This is a genomic window from Streptomyces sp. NPDC092952 (genome assembly GCF_044754785.1).
Taxonomy (GTDB): Bacteria; Actinomycetota; Actinomycetes; order Streptomycetales; family Streptomycetaceae; genus Streptomyces.
In genome coordinates, this window is record NZ_JBIVPT010000022.1 from 1 (window position 1) to 19,286 (window position 19,286).

At 67.7% G+C, this 19,286-nt stretch carries 11 protein-coding genes and 2 pseudogenes; 8 read left to right on the forward strand and 5 right to left on the reverse strand.

What is annotated here, in order from left to right:
- A pseudogene (locus tag ACIQGQ_RS32500) lies at window positions 1-101 on the reverse strand (IS5/IS1182 family transposase); the annotation flags it as partial.
- A 139-nt stretch (window positions 102-240) separates the two neighbouring features.
- Here ACIQGQ_RS32500 and ACIQGQ_RS32505 point away from each other — a divergent pair.
- Window positions 241-1,040, forward strand: a protein-coding gene (locus ACIQGQ_RS32505) for an IS5 family transposase (RefSeq protein WP_402402783.1) whose coding sequence is annotated in 2 segments (ribosomal slippage) — window positions 241-583 and window positions 583-1,040 — 801 coding nt in all. Because the reading frame shifts where the segments join, the coding sequence is not laid out codon by codon here.
- On the opposite strand, the gene ACIQGQ_RS32510 is transcribed toward ACIQGQ_RS32505, so the two are convergent.
- The 3 genes and pseudogenes from ACIQGQ_RS32510 to ACIQGQ_RS32520 form a co-directional block, all read right to left on the reverse strand.
- Entirely contained in the window at window positions 1,041-1,961 is a 921-nt protein-coding gene (locus ACIQGQ_RS32510) for an IS3 family transposase (RefSeq protein WP_402402786.1), read from the reverse strand.
- Window positions 1,958-2,266, reverse strand: coding sequence for a transposase (locus ACIQGQ_RS32515; protein WP_402402789.1), 309 nt, complete (start codon window positions 2,264-2,266; stop codon window positions 1,958-1,960). Before ACIQGQ_RS32515 ends, ACIQGQ_RS32510 begins: the two co-directional genes overlap by 4 nt.
- Before the next feature lie 62 nt (window positions 2,267-2,328).
- A pseudogene (locus tag ACIQGQ_RS32520) lies at window positions 2,329-3,144 on the reverse strand (IS630 family transposase); the annotation flags it as partial.
- A gap of 733 nt (window positions 3,145-3,877) precedes the next feature.
- Here ACIQGQ_RS32520 and ACIQGQ_RS32525 point away from each other — a divergent pair.
- The 7 genes from ACIQGQ_RS32525 to ACIQGQ_RS32555 all read left to right on the forward strand — a co-directional run bounded on the left by ACIQGQ_RS32525 (window position 3,878) and on the right by ACIQGQ_RS32555 (window position 15,643).
- Window positions 3,878-4,531 (forward strand): VWA domain-containing protein, encoded by a 654-nt coding sequence (locus ACIQGQ_RS32525; protein WP_402402928.1) that lies wholly within the window; start codon window positions 3,878-3,880, stop codon window positions 4,529-4,531.
- A gap of 34 nt (window positions 4,532-4,565) precedes the next feature.
- The gene (locus tag ACIQGQ_RS32530; protein ID WP_402402792.1) at window positions 4,566-5,993 is read left to right on the forward strand and encodes a lipopolysaccharide kinase InaA family protein; all 1,428 of its coding nucleotides are present in this window, start codon (window positions 4,566-4,568) and stop codon (window positions 5,991-5,993) included.
- Window positions 5,994-6,625: 632 nt separating this feature from the next.
- The gene (locus tag ACIQGQ_RS32535; RefSeq protein ID WP_402402795.1) at window positions 6,626-9,400 is read left to right on the forward strand and encodes a DEAD/DEAH box helicase; all 2,775 of its coding nucleotides are present in this window, start codon (window positions 6,626-6,628) and stop codon (window positions 9,398-9,400) included.
- Window positions 9,401-9,611: 211 nt separating this feature from the next.
- On the forward strand, window positions 9,612-10,826 hold the full coding sequence (locus tag ACIQGQ_RS32540) for a hypothetical protein (RefSeq protein ID WP_402402798.1): 1,215 nt from the start codon (window positions 9,612-9,614) through the stop codon (window positions 10,824-10,826).
- 9 nt (window positions 10,827-10,835) lie between these two features.
- Window positions 10,836-13,199, forward strand: coding sequence for a hypothetical protein (locus ACIQGQ_RS32545; protein WP_402402801.1), 2,364 nt, complete (start codon window positions 10,836-10,838; stop codon window positions 13,197-13,199).
- Window positions 13,196-15,118 carry a DUF2357 domain-containing protein gene (locus tag ACIQGQ_RS32550; protein ID WP_402402804.1) on the forward strand — a complete coding sequence of 641 codons (1,923 nt, stop codon included), beginning with the start codon at window positions 13,196-13,198 and terminating at the stop codon, window positions 15,116-15,118. The genes ACIQGQ_RS32545 and ACIQGQ_RS32550 overlap by 4 nt, the downstream gene beginning before the upstream one ends.
- Before the next feature lie 258 nt (window positions 15,119-15,376).
- On the forward strand, window positions 15,377-15,643 hold the full coding sequence (locus ACIQGQ_RS32555; protein WP_402402942.1) for a hypothetical protein: 267 nt from the start codon (window positions 15,377-15,379) through the stop codon (window positions 15,641-15,643).
- A 626-nt stretch (window positions 15,644-16,269) separates the two neighbouring features.
- Here the strand turns inward: ACIQGQ_RS32555 and ACIQGQ_RS32560 are convergent.
- Window positions 16,270-19,257: a CARDB domain-containing protein gene (locus ACIQGQ_RS32560; protein ID WP_402402806.1), complete on the reverse strand. Its 2,988-nt coding sequence runs from the start codon at window positions 19,255-19,257 to the stop codon at window positions 16,270-16,272.
- Window positions 19,258-19,286: the final 29 nt, after the last annotated feature.

The window sequence follows — 19,286 nt, forward strand, 5'->3', positions numbered from 1 at the left end:
GCCGGCAGTCGGCCCGGATACCGCCGACGCCTCGGCGGTCGAGTAGGAAGCAGCGGGGCGACACGCTCCCACAGATCATCAGGCACAAGATCATCCGACACTCGCAAAACTCTGCCGCCCGCCAACCTAACTGCCAAGACCCTGAGCCGAACTCATTCTGAAATGATCAGTTAGAACTCCTAACGAAATGATCTCCAAGGTGGTTGGATCATTCCGGGACCGGTGATCTGGGGGTGCGGGGTGGCTCGGCCGAAGCCGTGGGAAGTCGATGACGCGTTGTGGGCGGTGGTCGAGCCACTGCTGCCCAAGGTCGAGCGTCGGACCCGGCATCCGGGACGCAAGCGGCATCCGGACCGGCTGGTGTTCCAGGGCATCCTGTTCGTCCTGCACACAGGGATTGCCTGGGAACACCTGCCGCAGGAACTCGGCTTCGGCTCAGGCATGACCTGCTGGCGTCGTCTGGCCGAGTGGACCGAGGCCGGGGTGTGGCCCCGGCTGCACGAGGTCCTTCTGGCCAAACTTCGCGGCGCGAACGCTCTGGACTTCTCCCGTGCGGCGGTCGACAGCTCCCACATCCGCGCGTTAAAGGGGGATCCAAGACCGGACGAAGCCCCGTGGACCGGGGCAGGACGGGCAGCAAGCATCACGTGATCACCGACGCCACCGGCATCCCGCTCGCCGCCACCCTGACCGGCGGCAACCGCAACGACGTCACCCAGCTGATCCCGGTTCTCCAGGCCGTGCCGCCCGTGCGCGGCAAGCGCGGCCGGCCTCGACACCGCCCTGACGTGGTGCTGGGCGACCGCGGCTACGACCACGACAAGTACCGCCGCCTGGTCCGGGACCTGGGCGTGAAGCCGCTGATCGCTCGCCGCGGCACCGAGCACGGCTCCGGCCTGGGCACCCAGCGTTGGGTCGTGGAGCGCGCGTTCGCCCATCTGCACTGGTTTCGCCGGCTGCGAATCCGCTGGGAGATACGCGACGACATCCACGAAGCATTCCTCACCCTTGAGGTTCCCCCGCTGTGCGGGAGTGGCTGACTAGTTGGTCAGGGCGGGTTGACGTGGTTTCAGGTTCACCGGTTCGGCCGCTGCCTGGCCGGCGTAGTGCTTCTCTTCGAACTCGATCGGGCTGAGGTAGCCGAGGCGCTTTTGGATGCGTCGGCTGTTGTAGAAGCCGTCGATGTACTCGAAGAGCGCCAGGTTGGCCTCGGCCCTGGTCGCGAAGACACGGCCGCGGATGCACTCGGTCTTGATGATCATCCACAGGTTCTCCGCCAGGGCGTTGTCGAACGAGTCCCCGACGGACCCCATGGACGCTTGGATACCTGCTCTGACCAGGCGCGTTGTCAGCTTGATACTCGTATATTGACAGCCGTGGTCGGCGTGGTGCACTAGCTCGCCGGGGGCGACCTCCCGGCTTGCCAGGGCGTACTCGAGCGAGGACAGGACGAGGTCGGCGTCCGCGCGGGCGGAGGTCTCCCAGGCCACGACGCGTCGGGAGAACGCGTCGCGGATCGCCGACACCCACAAGGGCCCCTCCTGGGTGGAGACCATGGTGAGGTCGGTGACCCACAATCGGTTCGGCGCGTTCGCGGTGAAGTCGCGTTGCACCAGGTCAGGGGCAAGGTCGGCGTCCGGATCGCGGCGGGTGAAGTCCTTGCCCCGGCGGGGGCTGATGCCGGCGATACCGGCCTCCCGCATGAGCCGCTCGACCCGCTTGCGGCCGACGTGGACCCCGTTGCGCTTGAGGACGGCATGGACGCGGGGCGAGCCGTAGATCCCGCCGGAATCCTCATGAACCTGCCGGATCCGCCCCGTCAACTCCGCGTCCTGACGGCGCCGTTCGCAAGGCTCCTTCTCGGCCTGGCGCCAGCGGTAGTAGGTGGAGGTGGGGATGTTCAGCTCCCGGAGTACGGGCTCGACCCCCAGGTGCGGATGCTCGTCGACGAGCGCCGTCACCTGGGCCGGGCCGGGTCGAGCTGAGCGGCGAAAAAAGCCGAGGCCGTCCGCAGGACCTCGTTCGCCCGCCGCAGCTCGCGCACCTCGCGCCGCAGCTGGGCAAGCTCTTCCTTCTCCTCGGTGGTGAGCAGGTCGCCGCGCTCGCCGGCATCGGCCTCGGCCTGGCGGATCCCGCCGCGCAGGGCCTCATGATGCACGCCGAGTTCCTCGGCCATGCGGCGGATCACGGGCTTCGGCCCGGAAGCGCGGTACATCCGCACCGCACGCTCACGCAACTCCAGCGGGTATTTCCTCGGGGCAGGCATCGTCAGGACTCCTCTCATGAGCCCCATCTGACCTGCTGTCACCTCTCCCCGCATCTCGGGGGAACCTCAGGTGTCTTGTGGGTCGCGTAGTTGTCCAGGATCAGGTGAATCTGGAGGTCGGCCGGGACCTCCTTGTCGAGTTTGGCCAGGAACTTCTTGAACTCCGCCGCCCGGTGGCGGCGGTGGAGGGAGCCGATGACCTTGCCGGTGGCGACTTCGAGGGCGGCGAAGAGGGTGGTGGTGCCAGCCCGGACGTAGTAGTGGCTGCGCCGTTCGGGAACACCGGGCATCATCGGCAGGACCGGCTGGGACCGGTCCAGGGCCTGGATCTGCGACTTCTCGTCCACGCACAGGACGAGTGCCTTCTCCGGCGGGTCGAGGTAGAGGCCGACGACGTCGCGGACCTTGTCGATGAACAGCGGGTCGGTCGACAGCTTGAACGTCTGGGCCCGGTGCGGTGCCAGGGCGAACGCCCGCCAGATCCGCGAGACGGTCGACTGCGACATCCCCGTCGCCGCTGCCATCGACCTCGTCGACCAGTGGGTCGCGTTCTTCGGCCTCTCCTCGAGCGTCTTGACGACGACCCGTTCGACATCGGCATCGGTGATCTTCCGCGGGACACCGGGCCTCGGGTCGTCGCACAGGCCGTCCAGGCCGCGTTCGATGAACCGGCGCCGCCAGGTGCGGACCGTGTCCGGGGCGATCCGCAGCCGACGGGACACCTCCATGATCGAGTGGCCTTCGGCGCACTCCAGCACGATCCGCGACCTCTGGGCCAGGGCCTGGGCCGTCGTCCGGCGCCGCACCCAGCCCTCCAGCACCACCCGCTGGGCATCAGTGACCGACAACGGCGGAATCTTCGGACCTGGACGGCTCATGCCCGACTAACGACAAATCTCTGACTCAGGTCACTAGTAGGGCTGCGGGAAGCGGTCGGGGACCGTGAGGGAGCCGAAACCCTCGCCTTCAGAGCAGCTGGCGCCGGAAACGTCTTCGCGCTGCCTCGCCTGGGGTTGCAGCGGGAGCGATCTGGGAACCATGAGGGCGCGGATGCCTTCGCTCGTAAAGTGTCCGCCGCCGGGTACACCATGCTCTTGGCCAGCCTGGCCCAGATGCGAACACAGGCTGGGGACCGCGAAAGCGCCGAAATCCTCGCCCACGAAGCGGCCAGCGCCAGAAACCCAGACGCTCTGGTCCTCCTTGGGGAACTATGCGAGGAAGCGGGTAACCACGAGCGAGCTGAGGCCCTCTTCCGAGCAGCCGCAAACACGAGGGAAGCCAAGTCGCTCAGAGCCTTCGCAAGGTGGCCGCACGGCCTGGAACCGGACGGTTCACCGACGCCGCCCCGGTTTAGGGATCTCCGAGCCGGGCCTCTCGAATGCCGCACACCTCAGGATGAGGCCTGGGCAATGCACGATCCTTCCCAACCACCCCACCAGGCAGGCTAGTTCAGATGCACCCGACCGCACAGCAGACCCGTCACAGGCGCCTTTCGTGGTATCTTGTCTGCTTCAGCGCCAGGAACAAACTCGCCGCAACTGGGTGTGAGACTCACTGCTGTTGTTATGGCAAAAAGGGGTGGGGGACATCGTGGCTAAAGCGCCGCGTTTCATGGCCGCGAAAGCTCGTCCGTTACCGGTTCTCGTACTGGCAGACGTCAGCGGAAGCATGGGGGAGCCTCGCGAGAAGATCGATGTACTCAATGAGTGCATACGCCACATGCTCGACGATTTCGCGAAGGCCGATGTGGGGCGAGGCGCCATCCACGTCGGCGTGATCTCTTTCAGCCAGGGCGGAGCCGAACTGCATCAGAACATGGTGCCCGCGGCCGAGGCCGTCTGGACCGACCTGGAAGCGCGGGGCGGCACCCCGCTGGGCGCGGCCCTCAGCATGGCCGACACGGTACTGCGCGACGAGTCCGCCGTGCCGGCCCGCTCCTTCTCTCCCACCATCGTTCTCGTGTCCGACGGGATGCCCAACGACGAGTGGGAGGAGGCTCTCGACCGGCTGATCGCCTCCCCGAAGGGTTCCCAGGCCAACCGCCTGGCCGTCGCCATCGGTCCCGACATGACCGAGCAGGCCAAGGCCGTGCTGCGGCGGTTCGTCAGCGACGACACCAACGGCGTCTTCGAGGCACAGGACGTCGGGCGCATCCAGCAGTACTTCCGCTGGGTCACGGTCACCGTCACCCAGCAGGCCCGAAGCACTCGCCCGGACCGTGCGCCGGTACTCAGCCCCGACGACCTGTCCGACTTCGGCGCCTGATCCGGCCGGAGAACGCGGCGAGAGGAAAACACCCGTGGCATCGCGCTGGGATCTTGGCGGTCTGCTGCGGCCCGTCGAGGACGAGTACCACCAGTTGTGGCCGCTGTCCCACTCGATCGGAGCCGGCGGTCAAGGCGAGGTGTGGCTGGCCCGAGGCGGACGTACCGCCATCAAGATGATCACCGCGCCGACCCAGGAAGCGGCGGATGCCGTCCATACGCGGTTACGGCGCATTCAGCGTCTGCCGCTGGACGGCGTCCCCTTGGCCGGGGTCCTCGCGCTGCTCGCCCCGCCGAAGCTCGGTTATGTGATGGAACTGGCGGACGAGATGGTCCCGTTGGACCGCCTGTGCGTTCCAGACGAGGATGATCTCGCGGCGTGGTACCTGCGTACCGGGGGCCTGGAGCGCCGACTGCGGTTGCTCGCCAAACTCGCGGACGCCGTCGCCCGGCTGCATTCACGGGCCATCGTGTACCAGGACCTGTCCCCCTCGAACGTTCTGGTCTCCGCCGCACCCGAGCAGCAGGAGATCCGCCTCATCGATGTGGACAACCTCGGTCTGGTCTCGGCGGTCGAGTCCGCGCCGGTGCACACCCCGGGGTACGGGGCGCCGGAGATCGTGTCGGGGCGCAGTGGCGCCACGACGCTGGCCGACGCGCACGCACTCGCCGTCCTGGTCTTCGAGACGCTCACCGCGAGCCACCCGTTCCGTGGCGACGAAGTCCTGGATGCCGATCCCGCCTACCAACAGGAGTACGCGGACTGCTTCCGTCTCCCCTGGATCGACCATCCCACCGACCGCAGCAACGAGTGCAGTTGGGGCATCGCTCCCCGCGAAGAGGTGTTGTCCGGTCAGCTCTGGGACCTGGCCACCCGAACCTTCGTGGACGCCGTGACCGATCCCCTGGCCCGGCCGTCGGCCGCCCGGTGGGCCGCCGCCCTGCATTCCGCGGCGGGACAGACGGTCGAATGCCCGGAATGCCGGTGGAGCTTTCGGGCCATCGCTTCCTTCTGCCTCGCCTGTGGTAGGCCCCGGGGCCGGGTCTGGCTGCTGCGCCACGGCCTGACCGGCCCGGTAGGTGCCGATGGGGAGGGCACGTCGGGGTCAGGGGCCGGTGACGACATACCCCTGGTGGAGCTGTCGGAGGTCCCTCTGCCCGACTTCACCGTGCTGCGCCCCGACGCCGAGACAACACTGACCGCCCGTCACACCTCCCCCGCTCCGGACCGGCCGGACACGGTGGTCGCGCAGTTGCGCTCTCAAGGCCAGGGCGTGACGGTGACCAACCTTTCCCGCGACAGCCTCTGGCTGGACCACACGGACGGTCGGCCCTGGCGGGAGATAGGCCAGGGAGGCCAGGCGACCATACCCGTCGACGGACGTCCCTGGACGCTTCACTTCGGCAGGCAGGGCGTGATCCACCGCTGGGTACGTCTGGTGGCTCTGGAGGCGAGCAAGTGAGCGTGCGACCCAAGCAGCCGGTCATGCCCGCCCGCATGCCGGGGGAACCCGTACTCGTCTCCTTCCTCTGGCATCGGGTACCGCAGGGGTCGGAGGATCGGTCACTGCCCGACGGCAGCGAGGTCCGCCTCTACCGACGGCCCACAGGACAACTGGACCTGGTCACCGACTCCGCCACGTTCGGGATCACACCCGCAACTCCGGAGGACGCACGAAAACTCGACCAGGTCCAGGCAGCCGAGACCACGAGTGTCACCGTCACCGCGCATCCCGTAAGGCCGCAACCGCCTGCCCCGGTTCCCGCGCCTCGACGTCGTCATGGGGCCCCGCCCCCGTCGGCGGCCGACAGTCCGTTCACCTTACGGGTGCACATCTACGCCCCTGCCGTAGGGCTGGCGGTACCGCTCAGCAACGGGCTGTTCCTCGATGTCGATGACGCGGTCCTGGAGGACGCCGCCAAGTACACGGGCCCCGCGGACACCGGCAACATCGGTTCCGTCATGGCATTCCTGGCTCGTGAACTTCTCCTGGAGCCCCGCCCCGGGGCTCCGGCGGATGCCCGGCGCATGGTGGTCTCGGCCGGTCCGACCGGCAGCTTCGAAGCCGGCTTCCGTGTGCATGGACCGGGGCTCATGGCCGACGTCGAGAAACACAGCGGCGGCTACTGCATCGTCCGGCTGCTCAGAGCGGTCCACGATCGGCACTCCACCGTCCAGAAGGCGTTGGCCGTCGGATCCATCGACTTCCGTGACATGACCGCCAGACAGCGGGATCGCGAGCGGATCCAGCAGGGCCTCGACCTGGTGGCCAGCCAGGATGGTTACCTGGCCATGTGGGACAGGTACCAAGAGCTGGAGGCGCGCCACATCAGGAGGCGCCTGCGTGACTTCGGGACCATCCGCTACACCGACGTCAAGGTCGAGCCTGACGGCCGCTGCGCGTTCACAGTGGACCTTCGCCGTGCCCTGCCCCGTACCCGAGCCGCGCTGGAGAACACGGCTGCGGTCGAACGCGTCGAGATCGAGGCCGCCCCAGAGGTTCCGGCCTCCGTGACGGACACCGCGATGAGCGACCGGGAATGGCTTGTGGCGTCCCGTGCGCAGAAGGTGCGGGCGTGGGTCGGTGAACCGCTGGGATACGACAGTGTCACCGAGGTCCTGAGGCTCACGGCGACCCTCAACAACCAGCAGGACCCGCCCCCTCAGGGGTGGCTCTACCTGGCTCACCGCGGTGACCAGCGTCGACTAGACCGGCGCGAAAAGGCCATGCAACAGCTGCGCACGCACGGAACACACATTCCCGCGCTGCCGACGCTGCTGGAGGGGGGTGTCTGGCCGCAGCCGGCCCCACGGCGGATCACCAAGCTGCTGCCGTCCGCCCTCAACTGCTTTGCGCCGCACGGGCCGACACCGGCCCAGCGGGAGGCGGTGCTCGCCGCCCTCAACACGCCGGACGTCGCGATCATCCAGGGACCGCCGGGCACCGGCAAGACCCAGGTGATCGCCGCTCTGGTCAACCAGTTGGGCGATCTCGCCCAGGGGGGAGCCATCGCCGGGAGCACCCTGCTGACGAGCTTCCAGCACGCGGCTGTGGACCATCTCGTCACTCGCGGCTGGGTCTTCGGGCTTCCGCCGCTCAAGGTGGACTCGCGCGGCCGGGGAAGCAAAGTGGCGCTGGACACCTGGCGCATCGAAGCGGCCCGCGCTGCCGACCTGCGGCTGCGTGAACGCCCGGCAGGGCCCCATCTGGCAGCTCGGCGGGCCGCCGCCGAGCTGGCGGCCACCTACCGGGCGGCGCCGGTCCCGCCCGAGTTCCTGCCACACTTCCTCGACCAGGTGATCACCCAGCTCGAACACGTCGCCGAACCGACGTTGGTCGCTGAACTACGCGGTCACCGGGACCGAGCCGAGCAACAGCGCGTGCGAGCCGCCGCCATGGCCGACCGCGATGTGCGCGCGGACCTGCTGCCCTACATTCGGTCGTTGCGTTGCACCGCCACCGGCTTCGACGACGACGGTCCGCGCACGGCCCGGGCGCTCCTGGTACGGCTCGAAATCGCCGACAGCCCACTGTTCGACGGCATCTCGTACCGGGAGCCGCTGCGTGCGGCGGTCGACGCCACCGCACCGCAGACGGCACTGCTCGACGCGCTCACCACGCTGCGCGACACCCTGATCGACCGTCTCACCACGCGCATCCGGCTGCCGGAAGTTACCGTGGCCGATCCCGCGATCGTCGATCTCCTCGACCGGCTCGCGGCCCGACTCGCCGAAGCGGTGACCCGGTCCCCCGACGCCATCGCCGCGGCGCTGCTCGATTACCGGGACGACCTGCGCAGCGATCCGGAAGGCGTCGACGACACCCTGCGCGCCTATACGGTGTCGCTGGCCTCGACCTGCCAGCAGGCCGTGTCCAAGGCCATGGTGGAGAGCGGCGGCCGTCAGGACGGGGTGTTCGAGTCGGTCGTCGTCGACGAAGCGGCTCGGGCCAACCCGCTGGACCTCCTCATCCCCCTCGCCCAGGCCCGGCGCCGCATCGTGCTGGTCGGCGACCACGCCCAGCTTCCCCACATGCTGGAGCCGGACGTGGAGCGCGAGCTGGCTTCGCTCGGTGACGACGTCCGTGACCGGCTGCAGGAGAGCCTGTTCCAACGACTGGGCCGGCGCTGGGAGCACGGTTCGCCCGACGGACACACCCGGTTCGTCCGCCTCGATACCCAGTTCCGTATGCATCCCGTACTCGGCACCTTCGTCAGCGACAACTTCTACGAGGGCAAACTACGCAACGGCCGCGAGGCGGACGATTTCATCCACGAGATCGACCGGTACGGCGAGGTTCCCGCCGTGTGGCTTTCCGTACCGCAGTCCGCTGGTGGCGAGAGCAGGCGGGGTACGAGTCGGGCTCGGCCCGCCGAAGCCGCCGTCATCGCCGCGGAGATAGCCGCGTTGATCGAGCGGCATCCGAGCACGACCTTCGGTGTCATCTCGTTCTACGCCGCCCAGGTCGCCGAGGTGTGGAAGGAACTGAAGAAGGTCGGGCTCGCCGAGTTCACGGAGGCGGGCGGATGGCGTCCCGTACCCCGGCTCAGCCGCGATAAGGACGGCACGCCGCTCGACCGGCTGCGGGTCGGCACCGTCGACGCCTTCCAGGGCATGGAGTTCTCGGTCACCTATCTGTCCACCGTGCGCAGCTGTGTCCCCGACGCGCGCACCGACACCAAGCGCGCCTACGGGCACCTGACCGTCACCAACCGACTGTGCGTCGCGATGAGTCGCCAGCAACGACTGCTGGTCGTGGTGGGGGACGACGACATGTTCGGACCAGCCGGCCCGGACGCGGTCAAGCCCCTCGCCGCGTTCCTTGAGCTGTGCCGGAAGGAGACGAGCGGCCGTGTCGTTCGACCGTGAGACCCCTGTTTTCCAGCTGGCCCTGCCGCCTCGCCGGCGGTACCGGCCTGTCCTGCTGCCCGTATGGGTGCATCAAGTGACGGCTCCGACCGGCTACTCCCGGACCCTGGACGTCTTTCAGAACGTGGTGCTTCGCCTGTGTGCCGCCGGAGTACGAGATGTCGGCGATCTGTCCCGGTTGATCGGACTGGACGCCGCCCTGTGCCGCACGGTGATCGCCCGGCTGGTGGAGGGGCAGCTGATGGGGCCCGGGCTGAAACCGACCGAGGCGGGGCAACGCACCCTGGCCGAGGGGGAAGTCGCGGAGACGGAGCCGCGACTCGCCCGTGTCTTCCAGGACCCCGCCACCGGAGGACTCCTGCCTCGCATTTTGGTCGCAGATCCTGTCCGTGCCGATCTGAGGGCGCACCGCGGTCGCTGGGTCACCATTCAGTTCGGTACTGCCGGCGCTTCCCGGGAGGTCAGCGCGCTGACGCTGCGGGCAGGCGGCTCCTGGTTGCGCCCGTCGGAGCGTGACGTCCTCGACGCCTGCAAGAATCACGATCTGGCAGCACGGGGCCTGCGCGGTACTTCCCGCGAGCCGGTGGACTCTCTGGGGGCGACTCGCCGGGTCGGGTTCCACGGAACGGCGAACCCGGCCCACGTCGTGTGCTATGTCGTCGAGGGCAACGACGGGTCCGGGCGTATGTGGACCGTCGAGGACCCGTTCGCGGTCGGCGACGGGCGTTTCTTCGCGGATCTTCTGGCCGCCCGTGCACAGGCGGACGAGCAACTGGGCCAGCTGATCGACGACATACTCGGAAAGAGCCGCCGCGAGCGGACCACCGCGGCGCGCAAGGTCGACCGGGAGCTCGCCGAGGACGCCCGCGCCGATGTGGTGCGAATGCTCGGCGAGGAGGTCCGCGACCACCCGGCGGTGCTGACCCACCTGGCGGACATCGAACTGGCGCTCCTCAAGGACACCGCTCGGGAACGGGAGAACGCGGCACGCAACGCGATCCGCGTCTTCGAGTGCATCCTTCCCGACCTCAACGAGCGGTTCCCTGCCCAGATTCCACCGTCCAGGGAGCCGGGAGTGCGCGAACGGGCGTTCGTACTGACCGCGCAGCGTCTGGGCGCCGCATCCGTGCCGCCGGAGATGCGCAAGTACTGCACCCGGCCGGCCGGAGGACTGGCCGGAGACATCATCAGAGCCGTGTGGGCGGCCGGGGAGGACGCACAGCATCCGTTCGCCGCGTTCCTCCGCGAGCGCCCCACCCTTCTGGAAGATCTCGACCGATCACGCATCCTGCGCAACAACGCGACGCACGGACCGACCGGCGCACCGGCCCCCGATGAGCTGGAGCACATCCGCACGCTCGCGTACGACGCAGCCCGCCACTTGCTCGGTCTGAGCAGCGGCAGAATCACAACCGGCAAGAGGTGAACCGACGTCATGGGGAAGAGGCAGACGCGACCGCGTCAGAAGGGCAAGGGGAAGGTGTGGCCAGGGCAGCCACCCGCTCCTCAGCGCACCGCGACCGCGCGTGCCCGTCAATCGCCTCCGGCGGCTGCCCCCGAACCGGAGCGTACTGACGACACCGCCACGCTGCTGGCGGAGATCCGGCAGGTCGCGGATGAGGCCCAGGTGGCTGCCGCGGGGGAGGCCGGATCCGACGGCGCGACCTCTGACCTCGTCACTTCCTGGCAGCTGTACCACGCGCTCGCCGAGCGCCAGGCCGACGCGGTGAGCAAACTGACTGCACGGGCAGAAGCGCTCCACGCCGAGCAGGAGAGGCTCACTGCAACGGTCGCCCGAAGAGCCGAGGAAGCCGCTGCCCTGCGGGAGAGCGAGGCCGCGCTGGACGCCCGCACGGAACTCCTCGACCGTAAGGAACGCGAGCTGTCCGACCGCGAGCAAGCGGCTGAAGCACGGGTCACTCAACGCCGCCTGGAGGCAGGCCGAGAGCTGGAGACCTGGCTGACGGAGCAGCGCCGGACGGCGGTTGCCGCCCTGGACACCGAGCGCGAGGACCGGCAGACACGGTGGAACGAGGAGCAGCGTCGCCTGGCCGACACGCAGACGGCTTTGGATCAGCGGGAGAGTGAACTCGCCCGGCGCGAACGGGACCTGCGATCCGCGCGGCTCCGTTTGGAGGACGAACGCGAGGACATCGACCACCTCAAAGCCGCGCTCCAGGAGCAGCAGGCCACCCGTACGGAACGGTTCGAGCGCGACGTGACGAGCCGCACGGGCCAGCTGCTTCAGGAGAGGGAGGAGAACCGGAACAGGCTGGCCGCCGTCACCGAGGGAAACGAACGCCTCAGCGCGCGTCTCAACGAGTACGACGGCGCACTGGCGTCTCTGGGGGGTATGACCCTCGAGCAGGTCGTCGAGCGCCTATCCGAACTTCGGGCCGAGAACACCCGCCTGCTGGAGGAGAACGCCTCCGCGCCCAGGGCCGACGCCCAGCTGCTGGGGCAACTGCGGCAGCAGGTCACGCAACTGGCCGCCGACAACGAGGAGTTGGTCCAGGAGCGTGGAGAACTGGAGTCCGCGCTCCAACGCGACCGCATCGCGGTCAGTGAGCGCCAGAACTACGTGGAGGCCAACAACTGGCTGCGTGCCGCCAACGGTCAACTGCAGCAGCTATTGAACGAGGAAGCGGCCAAGCTCCGCACCACGGCCCAGGCCGGTAAAGAGGGTCACGCGTTCCCGGCGTGCTCGGCGATGGACCAGGAGTATGGCACGCCCCAGCCCTTCGACGCGCGTACGCCGAACATGCCCGAACTCGTAAGCCACATGCAGGCCGTCATCCGCCAAAAGGCCGGTCTCTCCTATCGCCTGTCCGATCTGCGTCTGGTCCTGGGGGGCATGGCGATGAGCCGGCTCCATCTCTTCCAGGGCATCAGCGGTATCGGCAAGACCGGTCTGGCCCGCGCGCTCGCCATCGCCTTCGGCAGTGACAGCAGTGCCGCCGTGGTGCCCGTCCAGGCCGGCTGGCGCGACCCGCAGGATCTGATGGGCTACTACAACAGCTTCGACCGGCTCTTCTACGAATCCGAGTTCACCAAGGTCCTGTATCGCGCGCAGTGCCCTGCCTTCAGGGACCGGCCCTTCTTCATCGTCCTCGACGAGATGAACCTCTCCCACCCCGAGCAGTACTTCAGCGGAGTGCTGTCGGCCCTGGCCATCAAGGATCAGCCCAGGCTGGCGCTGACCACTGCACCGGTCAGGAACCCTGCAAAACTGATCATCGACGGAACACACATAGCTGTCCCGGACAACGTCTGGTTCATCGGAACCGCCAATCACGACGAGACGACCGTCGGCTTCGCCGACAAGACCTACGACCGTTCCTTCGTCCTGGAGTTGCCCTGGCGACACCCGGAGCTGCCGGAGACCGCGCCCGCGTTCTCGGAACCGCTCGGTCTGCAGGGCCTCAGCCAGCTCTTCGACAAGGCGCAGGCCGACTACGGCGCGCAGGCCGACGGCATCATCGAATTCCTCGACACCCACTGGCGCAGCCGTATGGCGGACGAACTGCGCATCGGGTGGGGCAACCGGCTCGAGACGCAGATCAAACAGTTCGCACCCGTCGTGGTCGCCGCCGGGGGCAGCCCGGGAGAAGCGCTCGACCACCTCCTTGCCACCCGCATCCTGCGCTCGGTCCAGGGACGGTACGACATCCATGCCGACACCCTCGACACACTGCGCGACGACCTCGTCGAGAGCCTGACGCGGCTCGACAGCGCTCACGAACCGGAGGCGACGCGACGGCTGCTGGACGACGAGCTCCGCACGCGTGGTCGGCAGTGAAGCGGGAAGCGGTCGAGCCCGAACTCGACTCCCTTCTCGTCCGTCATCTGCTGGCGCTGTCGTCCCTTCTCATGGAAGCCACCACTCTCGACGGCTGGCTGGCCATGCCACCAATCGTCCTCGATGTCACCGAGGAAACCGGGCCCCTGCCGATCGAGGACGTCTTTGAGCGCGAGTCCGGTGCGCTGCGCGCGGTCTGTAACCGCCCGTACACGCGTCTACGGACGGTGGAGGAGGTAGTGCCAACGTCCCGCGTCCGCTCGATCGCGGCCGGCGCCGTCGCGCGCCTGGCCTCCCGTCCCGAGGACTGGGCCGCGCACTCGCTCGCCGGCGTGCGCCCCAGCCGGCTGCTCGCCCGGCGCAGCGAGGAGGACGCCGACATCTACGAGAACCGGGTCGCCGGGGCTGTCCTCACCGCGATGCGCTCGCATCTGCAGCAGCGGATCGCCAAGCTCAGGGACCTGAGCAGAATGGTGAACGATGTGCACGGTCTACTCATGCCCTCGCAGGAGACATCCTGGCGGGCCCGGCGCGATCTGGCCGGTCTGCTGAGAAACATCGAGGATTCCGGGCGGCAACGAGTCGCCGCGGTCGCGCGATTGCGGACACTGGAATCGTCCCTCGCGGTGGTGGAGATCATGCTCGGCTCGCCGTTGGCGCGCGCGGTCGACCGCCGCGCCGCACCGCCCCGCGAACTGCACGCCACGAATCTACTCAGCAGCGACCCGCATTACCGAAGAGTTGCTCTGCTCTGGCAAGCCTGCACCGCCATCGCCACCGTGGGCGCCGGAGATGTGGAGACCGACCGCAGACGCCGAGAAGCGCACATCGCTTTCGAACGGTTCACAGCCCTTCTGCTCGTCCTAGCCTGCAAGTTGGCCCAGGCCATTCCGGATGAGAATCAGTCGTCGCCAGCTCCCGGCCAGACCACCCACTTTCGCCTGCGCGGGGAGCCGTTGACGATCACCTGGACCCGGTCAGGCGACTTCTCCGTTATTTGGCGTGAGCGTCACGTGCTACGTGTAATTCCGTTCGCAGCTGACCTGTGCTCGGCTCCCGAAGCAGCGTCAATCACAAACCTCCGCCGAAACCGGCTGACAGGCGACTTCGACAACGACCTCATCGTCTACCCGGGGCTGCTTCAGGAACGACAGAACGCAAAACCCGATGTCGTCCAGGCTACTTATAGAATCGGACACTTCGACGGCGGTGCAACTGGACAGCAGGTGAGCGTTGCCCCTCTGTCCCCTCTGGATATTTTCAGCGTCAGCCGCCTGGTCCGAGCCATCCAATGGGCCACCTTGGGCACCGACGTTCGCCGCTACCCACTCACCGCAGGAATGCCCGCAAGCTACCGCTCCGCTTTGGCGAACTGTGGCTGGCTCGAGCCCCGTCCCGACGGTGTCGCGGTCTTGCGTACCCCAAGCCCGGACGAGCTGGAACAACTACCCACGCAACTCAAAACAACCCTAAGGTGGAACACCAACGTTAAAGCAGACGAATATGAAGCCCAACGGATGCGCACCACTCTCGAAACGTTGAGAGATGCAGCTGCAAAGACCTCCCTTTTCACGGTGTGCCCCGTGTGTGGCAAGAAAGGCTCTCAACACCAAACGGAGTTTGAACCTCGCGAAGGCGGATTGTTCAGGGCTTCCTGCTCTTCATGCCGTACCCGTTGGGAACTCCGCCGCTGTCGGGCCTGCAACCAGACCTTCCCGTTGATGGACCCTGATGGCACTTCCGCCATCGGCGCTGCCGAGCCGGACATCGATCGCCGCTTCGGTGGCGCCATGTTGGCAATTCCGTGCTGGGCGCCGGAAGGCAAGGGTCAATTCATCTGCCCCGCATGCAGCACCTGCGGTCAGATAACTCGAGAAAATTCCTGCCCACGCAGATGTTCAGTTCAGGCACCGGACTAGAATGGATACAAATCAGGTTGCAGGCGATCGCCACTAGCGTTCCAAGCACTTAATTTATGCCTGATCTGAGCCTGCCCGTAATCGAGTTCGGTGGAATCGAGGATAACTACGTGGCAGCGGCAGCCCCGCGTTTCGGTCCAGATCTGCACTTATACCATGCACTGGGATACGGCAAGCGACCTTCGCCGACGTCTGGACCGATTACGTGGGTATCGAATATTGCGTCGGCGTAGTTCAGTCCGGCTGCAGCAAGCGGGAATGATCACGGCTACCGTCCTGGAACGAAATCTCGGCATGGACCCCATCAAGTTCACTCCCGCGGACCGGGCGTTCCTTGCCGCTCTGCTGATCCCCCTGCCACGCCAGGCCCTGCATCGACTCCGGCTACTGGTCCGGAGCGACACCGTGCTGCGCTGGCACCGCGACCTGACCAAGCGGCGTCACGCCCGCACCTGCCGGCGGCAGCAGATCAGAGCCGCGGCGATGCCGCCGAATGCCAGGAAGTGGTCGGCCTTGTGCTCGTAGCGACGGTGCAGGCGGCGGCACCCCGACAGCCTGTGGGTGCTCGAAACTCGGCTACCTCTGCTGACCTGGCTTTGCGATCCAGCCAGACGTGGCGAGATCCCGGGGCATGGCTCTGCGACTGCGGCAGCGGAAAGCGAAGGTGCCTTCTGAACTGGGGCGACGAAGCTTGATCTGGGCTTCATTTCGTACCGGCAGGAAGGCACTTTTTGCACGCACACGCGGAAACCGACGGCGGCGGCTCACAACGCTGCCAGTCCACACCTACGGGCCGCCTGCACACAGCACAGCCGTTTCGAAGATCCGGACCAGGAGCGGACCAACTCGACTGCACACTAGCTCCTTCCGCCTGTCACCGCAGGTCAGAGGCGAATGATGCCTGTACGACAAGCAGACGAAGAATCTGCTGGTGAGCTACTCGCCGAAGAAGCTCAGCTTCTTCTAGGCACCCGAGGAAAGGCGCCTGACCTGGGCTTTCACCCATCAGGCGCCTTTCGCTCAGCCCGCTTTCGACCGAGCCCGACCTGCGCGCCGACGCAGGCGCGGCCCCGCTCGGGTGTGCGGTGCCGCGCGTCGGGCGTGGCACCCGGTACCGGCGGCGGACGGGCGCCGGTACCGGGTGCCGTCGGTCACAGCCCTTGCCGGGTGCCCGGGACGGCGCGGTCCGCCTGCGGGGAGGCGCCGTTGATCACGAACTGCGAGCCGGGTTCGACCAGCACATTCCCGTCGCGCGAGTCGGTGATCCGCACGTTGCTGAGCGTCGCGCTGCCGCGTGCGCCGCCCATCGCGAGGATGCCGGAGCCGTTGTTGGACTTGGAGATCGTCACGTCGCTGATCCTCACGTCCGGAACGGCGCCGCCGCCTGTCTTGAACTGGATGCCGTCGTACGTCGAGTCCTGGATGTCGGTGTCACGGATCGTCACGCCGGGGATGTCCGGGCCCTGTGCGAACAGGGTGATCGCGCCGAACTCCTGGTCCTCGTTCCAGAACGCCCCGCCGGTCCGGTAGAGCCCGTTGTTCGCGATCAGGGTCTGCCCGGAGAAGGGCAGCGGGTCGTGGTCGGTCGCGAGCATGATGCCCGGATAGTTCATGGTGTCGTAGACCAGGTTGTTCTCGATCCTGTTCCCGTAACCCCCGTACACGGCGATGCCGTTGGCCCGCCAGGGCAACTGCACCGTGTTGTTGCTGAACACGTTGTCGTGGCCGATGTCGGTGGACTGGTCCTTGACGTACTTGTTGGCCCACACCGCCATCGCGTCGTCGCCGGTGTTGCGGAACGAGGAGTTGAAAACCCTGGAGTTGCGGGTGCCGTTGGTGAAATTGACGCCGTCGGCGTAGGTGTTGCGGATGCGCATGCCGCTGAACTCCAGGCCGTCGCCCGGCCCCCACAGTTCGGGGATGTTGCTGTAGTCACGGCCGACCCAGGCGGCGACGTTGGCGTGCTCGATCCACACGTTGGCAATCCTGGTGTTCTTGCCGAAACGGCCGTTGAGACCGACGCCGCCCTCCGCGTTGCCGTCGCCGCCGCGGATGGTGCCCGAGCCGAAGATGGCGATGTCGGAGATCTTGGTGTTGTCGTCGATGTCGAAGCCGAAGTTGCCCTCGTGCGGGTGGTTGATGCCACCCGCGTCCTGCGGCGGAATGAGGGAGTAGAGCTGGGAGTGCCACATCCCGGCGCCGCGGACGGTCACGTTCCGGATGCCGACCTGGTTGTACTGACCCCGGTCCTGCGGGTCGTCGGTAAGGATCTTCTTCTCCTGGCGCCACTGTCCGGCCGGGATCCACACGCAGGCGATCTCACCGTTCTGATTGGCGGTCACGGCCCGCTGGATCGCGTCCGCGTCGTCGATCCCGTCCCCGGGGACCGCGCCGTACTCGGTGATCGAGGTGCACTCGGCGGGCTTGCTCGCCGCCGGGGCCACCTGCTCCAGGTCCATCAGATCGACCACGTAGTAGGCGGCGTCGTCACCGGCGTCGCGCTGCAGCCGGAACGTGGTGCCCGGCGGATAGGTCTGGGCGAGCAGCGCGTGCGACTCGTCGAACAGCCGTCGCGCGTCCCCGCCGGGAGTGTTGGTCAGGCCCTCGGGCTGGTCGGTGTTCCCGTACAGCCAGCTGTGCTTGGAGGACAGCGCCAGCTTCTGCACGAACTTCCCGTTCGCGTACAGGCTCAGGGTCCTCTCCTGGCCGCCGCCGCCCGGCGCGTCGGGGATGGCGTTGCGCACCACGATCGAGTTGGCCGAACTCGTCGAGGTGATCTCCACGTACTGGCCGGTCGAGTCGAGGCGCACCGACTTTCGGTTCGACGACTCGGTCGCGAAGTTGGTGTGTCCGAAGGTGCGCTCCGCATCGGTCTCCAGCAGGGTGCCGTTGTACTTCCCGTCCTCCGCCTCGTACTCGACGTACGGCAGCGCAGCGCCTCGGCCGACGACGATGGACCGGGCGAAGACGTTGTTGTTCTCGTTCGTCTCGGCCACGACGCCGGTGGCGTCGGCGGTCGCGGTGAGGGTGGCGCCGCCGCTGGTGGCGGTCCAGCTGCCGCCGATGGCGACGGTGGCGCTCTCTCCCGCGGCGAGGGCGGGTGTGGTGCCCTCCAGCGTCACGCCGCCCGCGGTCAGGCGAGTCACCGAGCCGGCGGGGACCGCACTGGTGCCGCGGTTGCGGACCTTCACCGAGAACGTGACGGCCGAGCCGACCGCGGGGCTCGCCGGGTTCGAGGTGATCCCGGTGACCTCCAGGTCGGGGCCAGGGCTCTGGCCGACCGTCAGCTTGGTCTCGGCCGTACGGCTGTTGTTGTCGTTGTCCTGCTCGGCGACGGTGTCGTGCGGGTCCACCACCGCGGACACGGTGTAGGCGCCCTGCGCCCGCTTGCCGATGGGGACCGGGACCGTGCTGGACGCACCGGGTTCCAGCGCTCCGACCGCGGCGGTGCCCGCGACCGAGCCGCCCACGCCGACGTCGACGGTGGTGGGGCCCGAGGCCGCCGAACCGGTGTTGCGCACCGTGGCGCGGACGGTGACGGCATCGAGCTCGCTGGGCTGCACGGGCTCCCACGTCAGTGCGGAGACGGTCAGATCGGGGTTCGGGGCGAGGGCGCCGTTGACCTGGAGCTCGGCGATCTGTGCGCCGTACCCGGAGGTGTTGGAGTGGATCCTCAGCTGTATGTCGGAGTACCGACCGGACACCGGGATCGTCACGGTGTTCTGGTTGCCGCCGGGAGTGAAGGTGTAGTCCGTGCGTGCCTTCACGGTGCTGAAGCCGCCGGCCGCCTGCGCGCGCCCCAGCACTTCGATGTTCTGGGTGCGCTGCGCCCAGGCCGGGTCGGGGTTGAGCTTGAGTACGACGGATTCGAGGTCGGCGTCGGTGCCGAGCTTGACGGTGAGCGTCGCCGGAGTGGCGCTCGATTCCCAGTAGGTTCCCGTGCTGCCGTCGTTGGCGTTCGCCGCCACGTAGTTCTGGTTGGTCGAGGACGCCTCGACCGGTTTGTGCAGGGCCAGGTTCGCGGCCGCTTCGACCCTTGCCGGTGCCGCGTGGGCGGCGACGGGCACCAGCCCGGAGGCGGTCAGTGCGGCGCCGAGCCAGACGGCGAGTTGCCGCGGGCTTCGTTGTCTGAGTCTCACTGTGGTCCTCTCGGTGTGCGGGTGGGGAG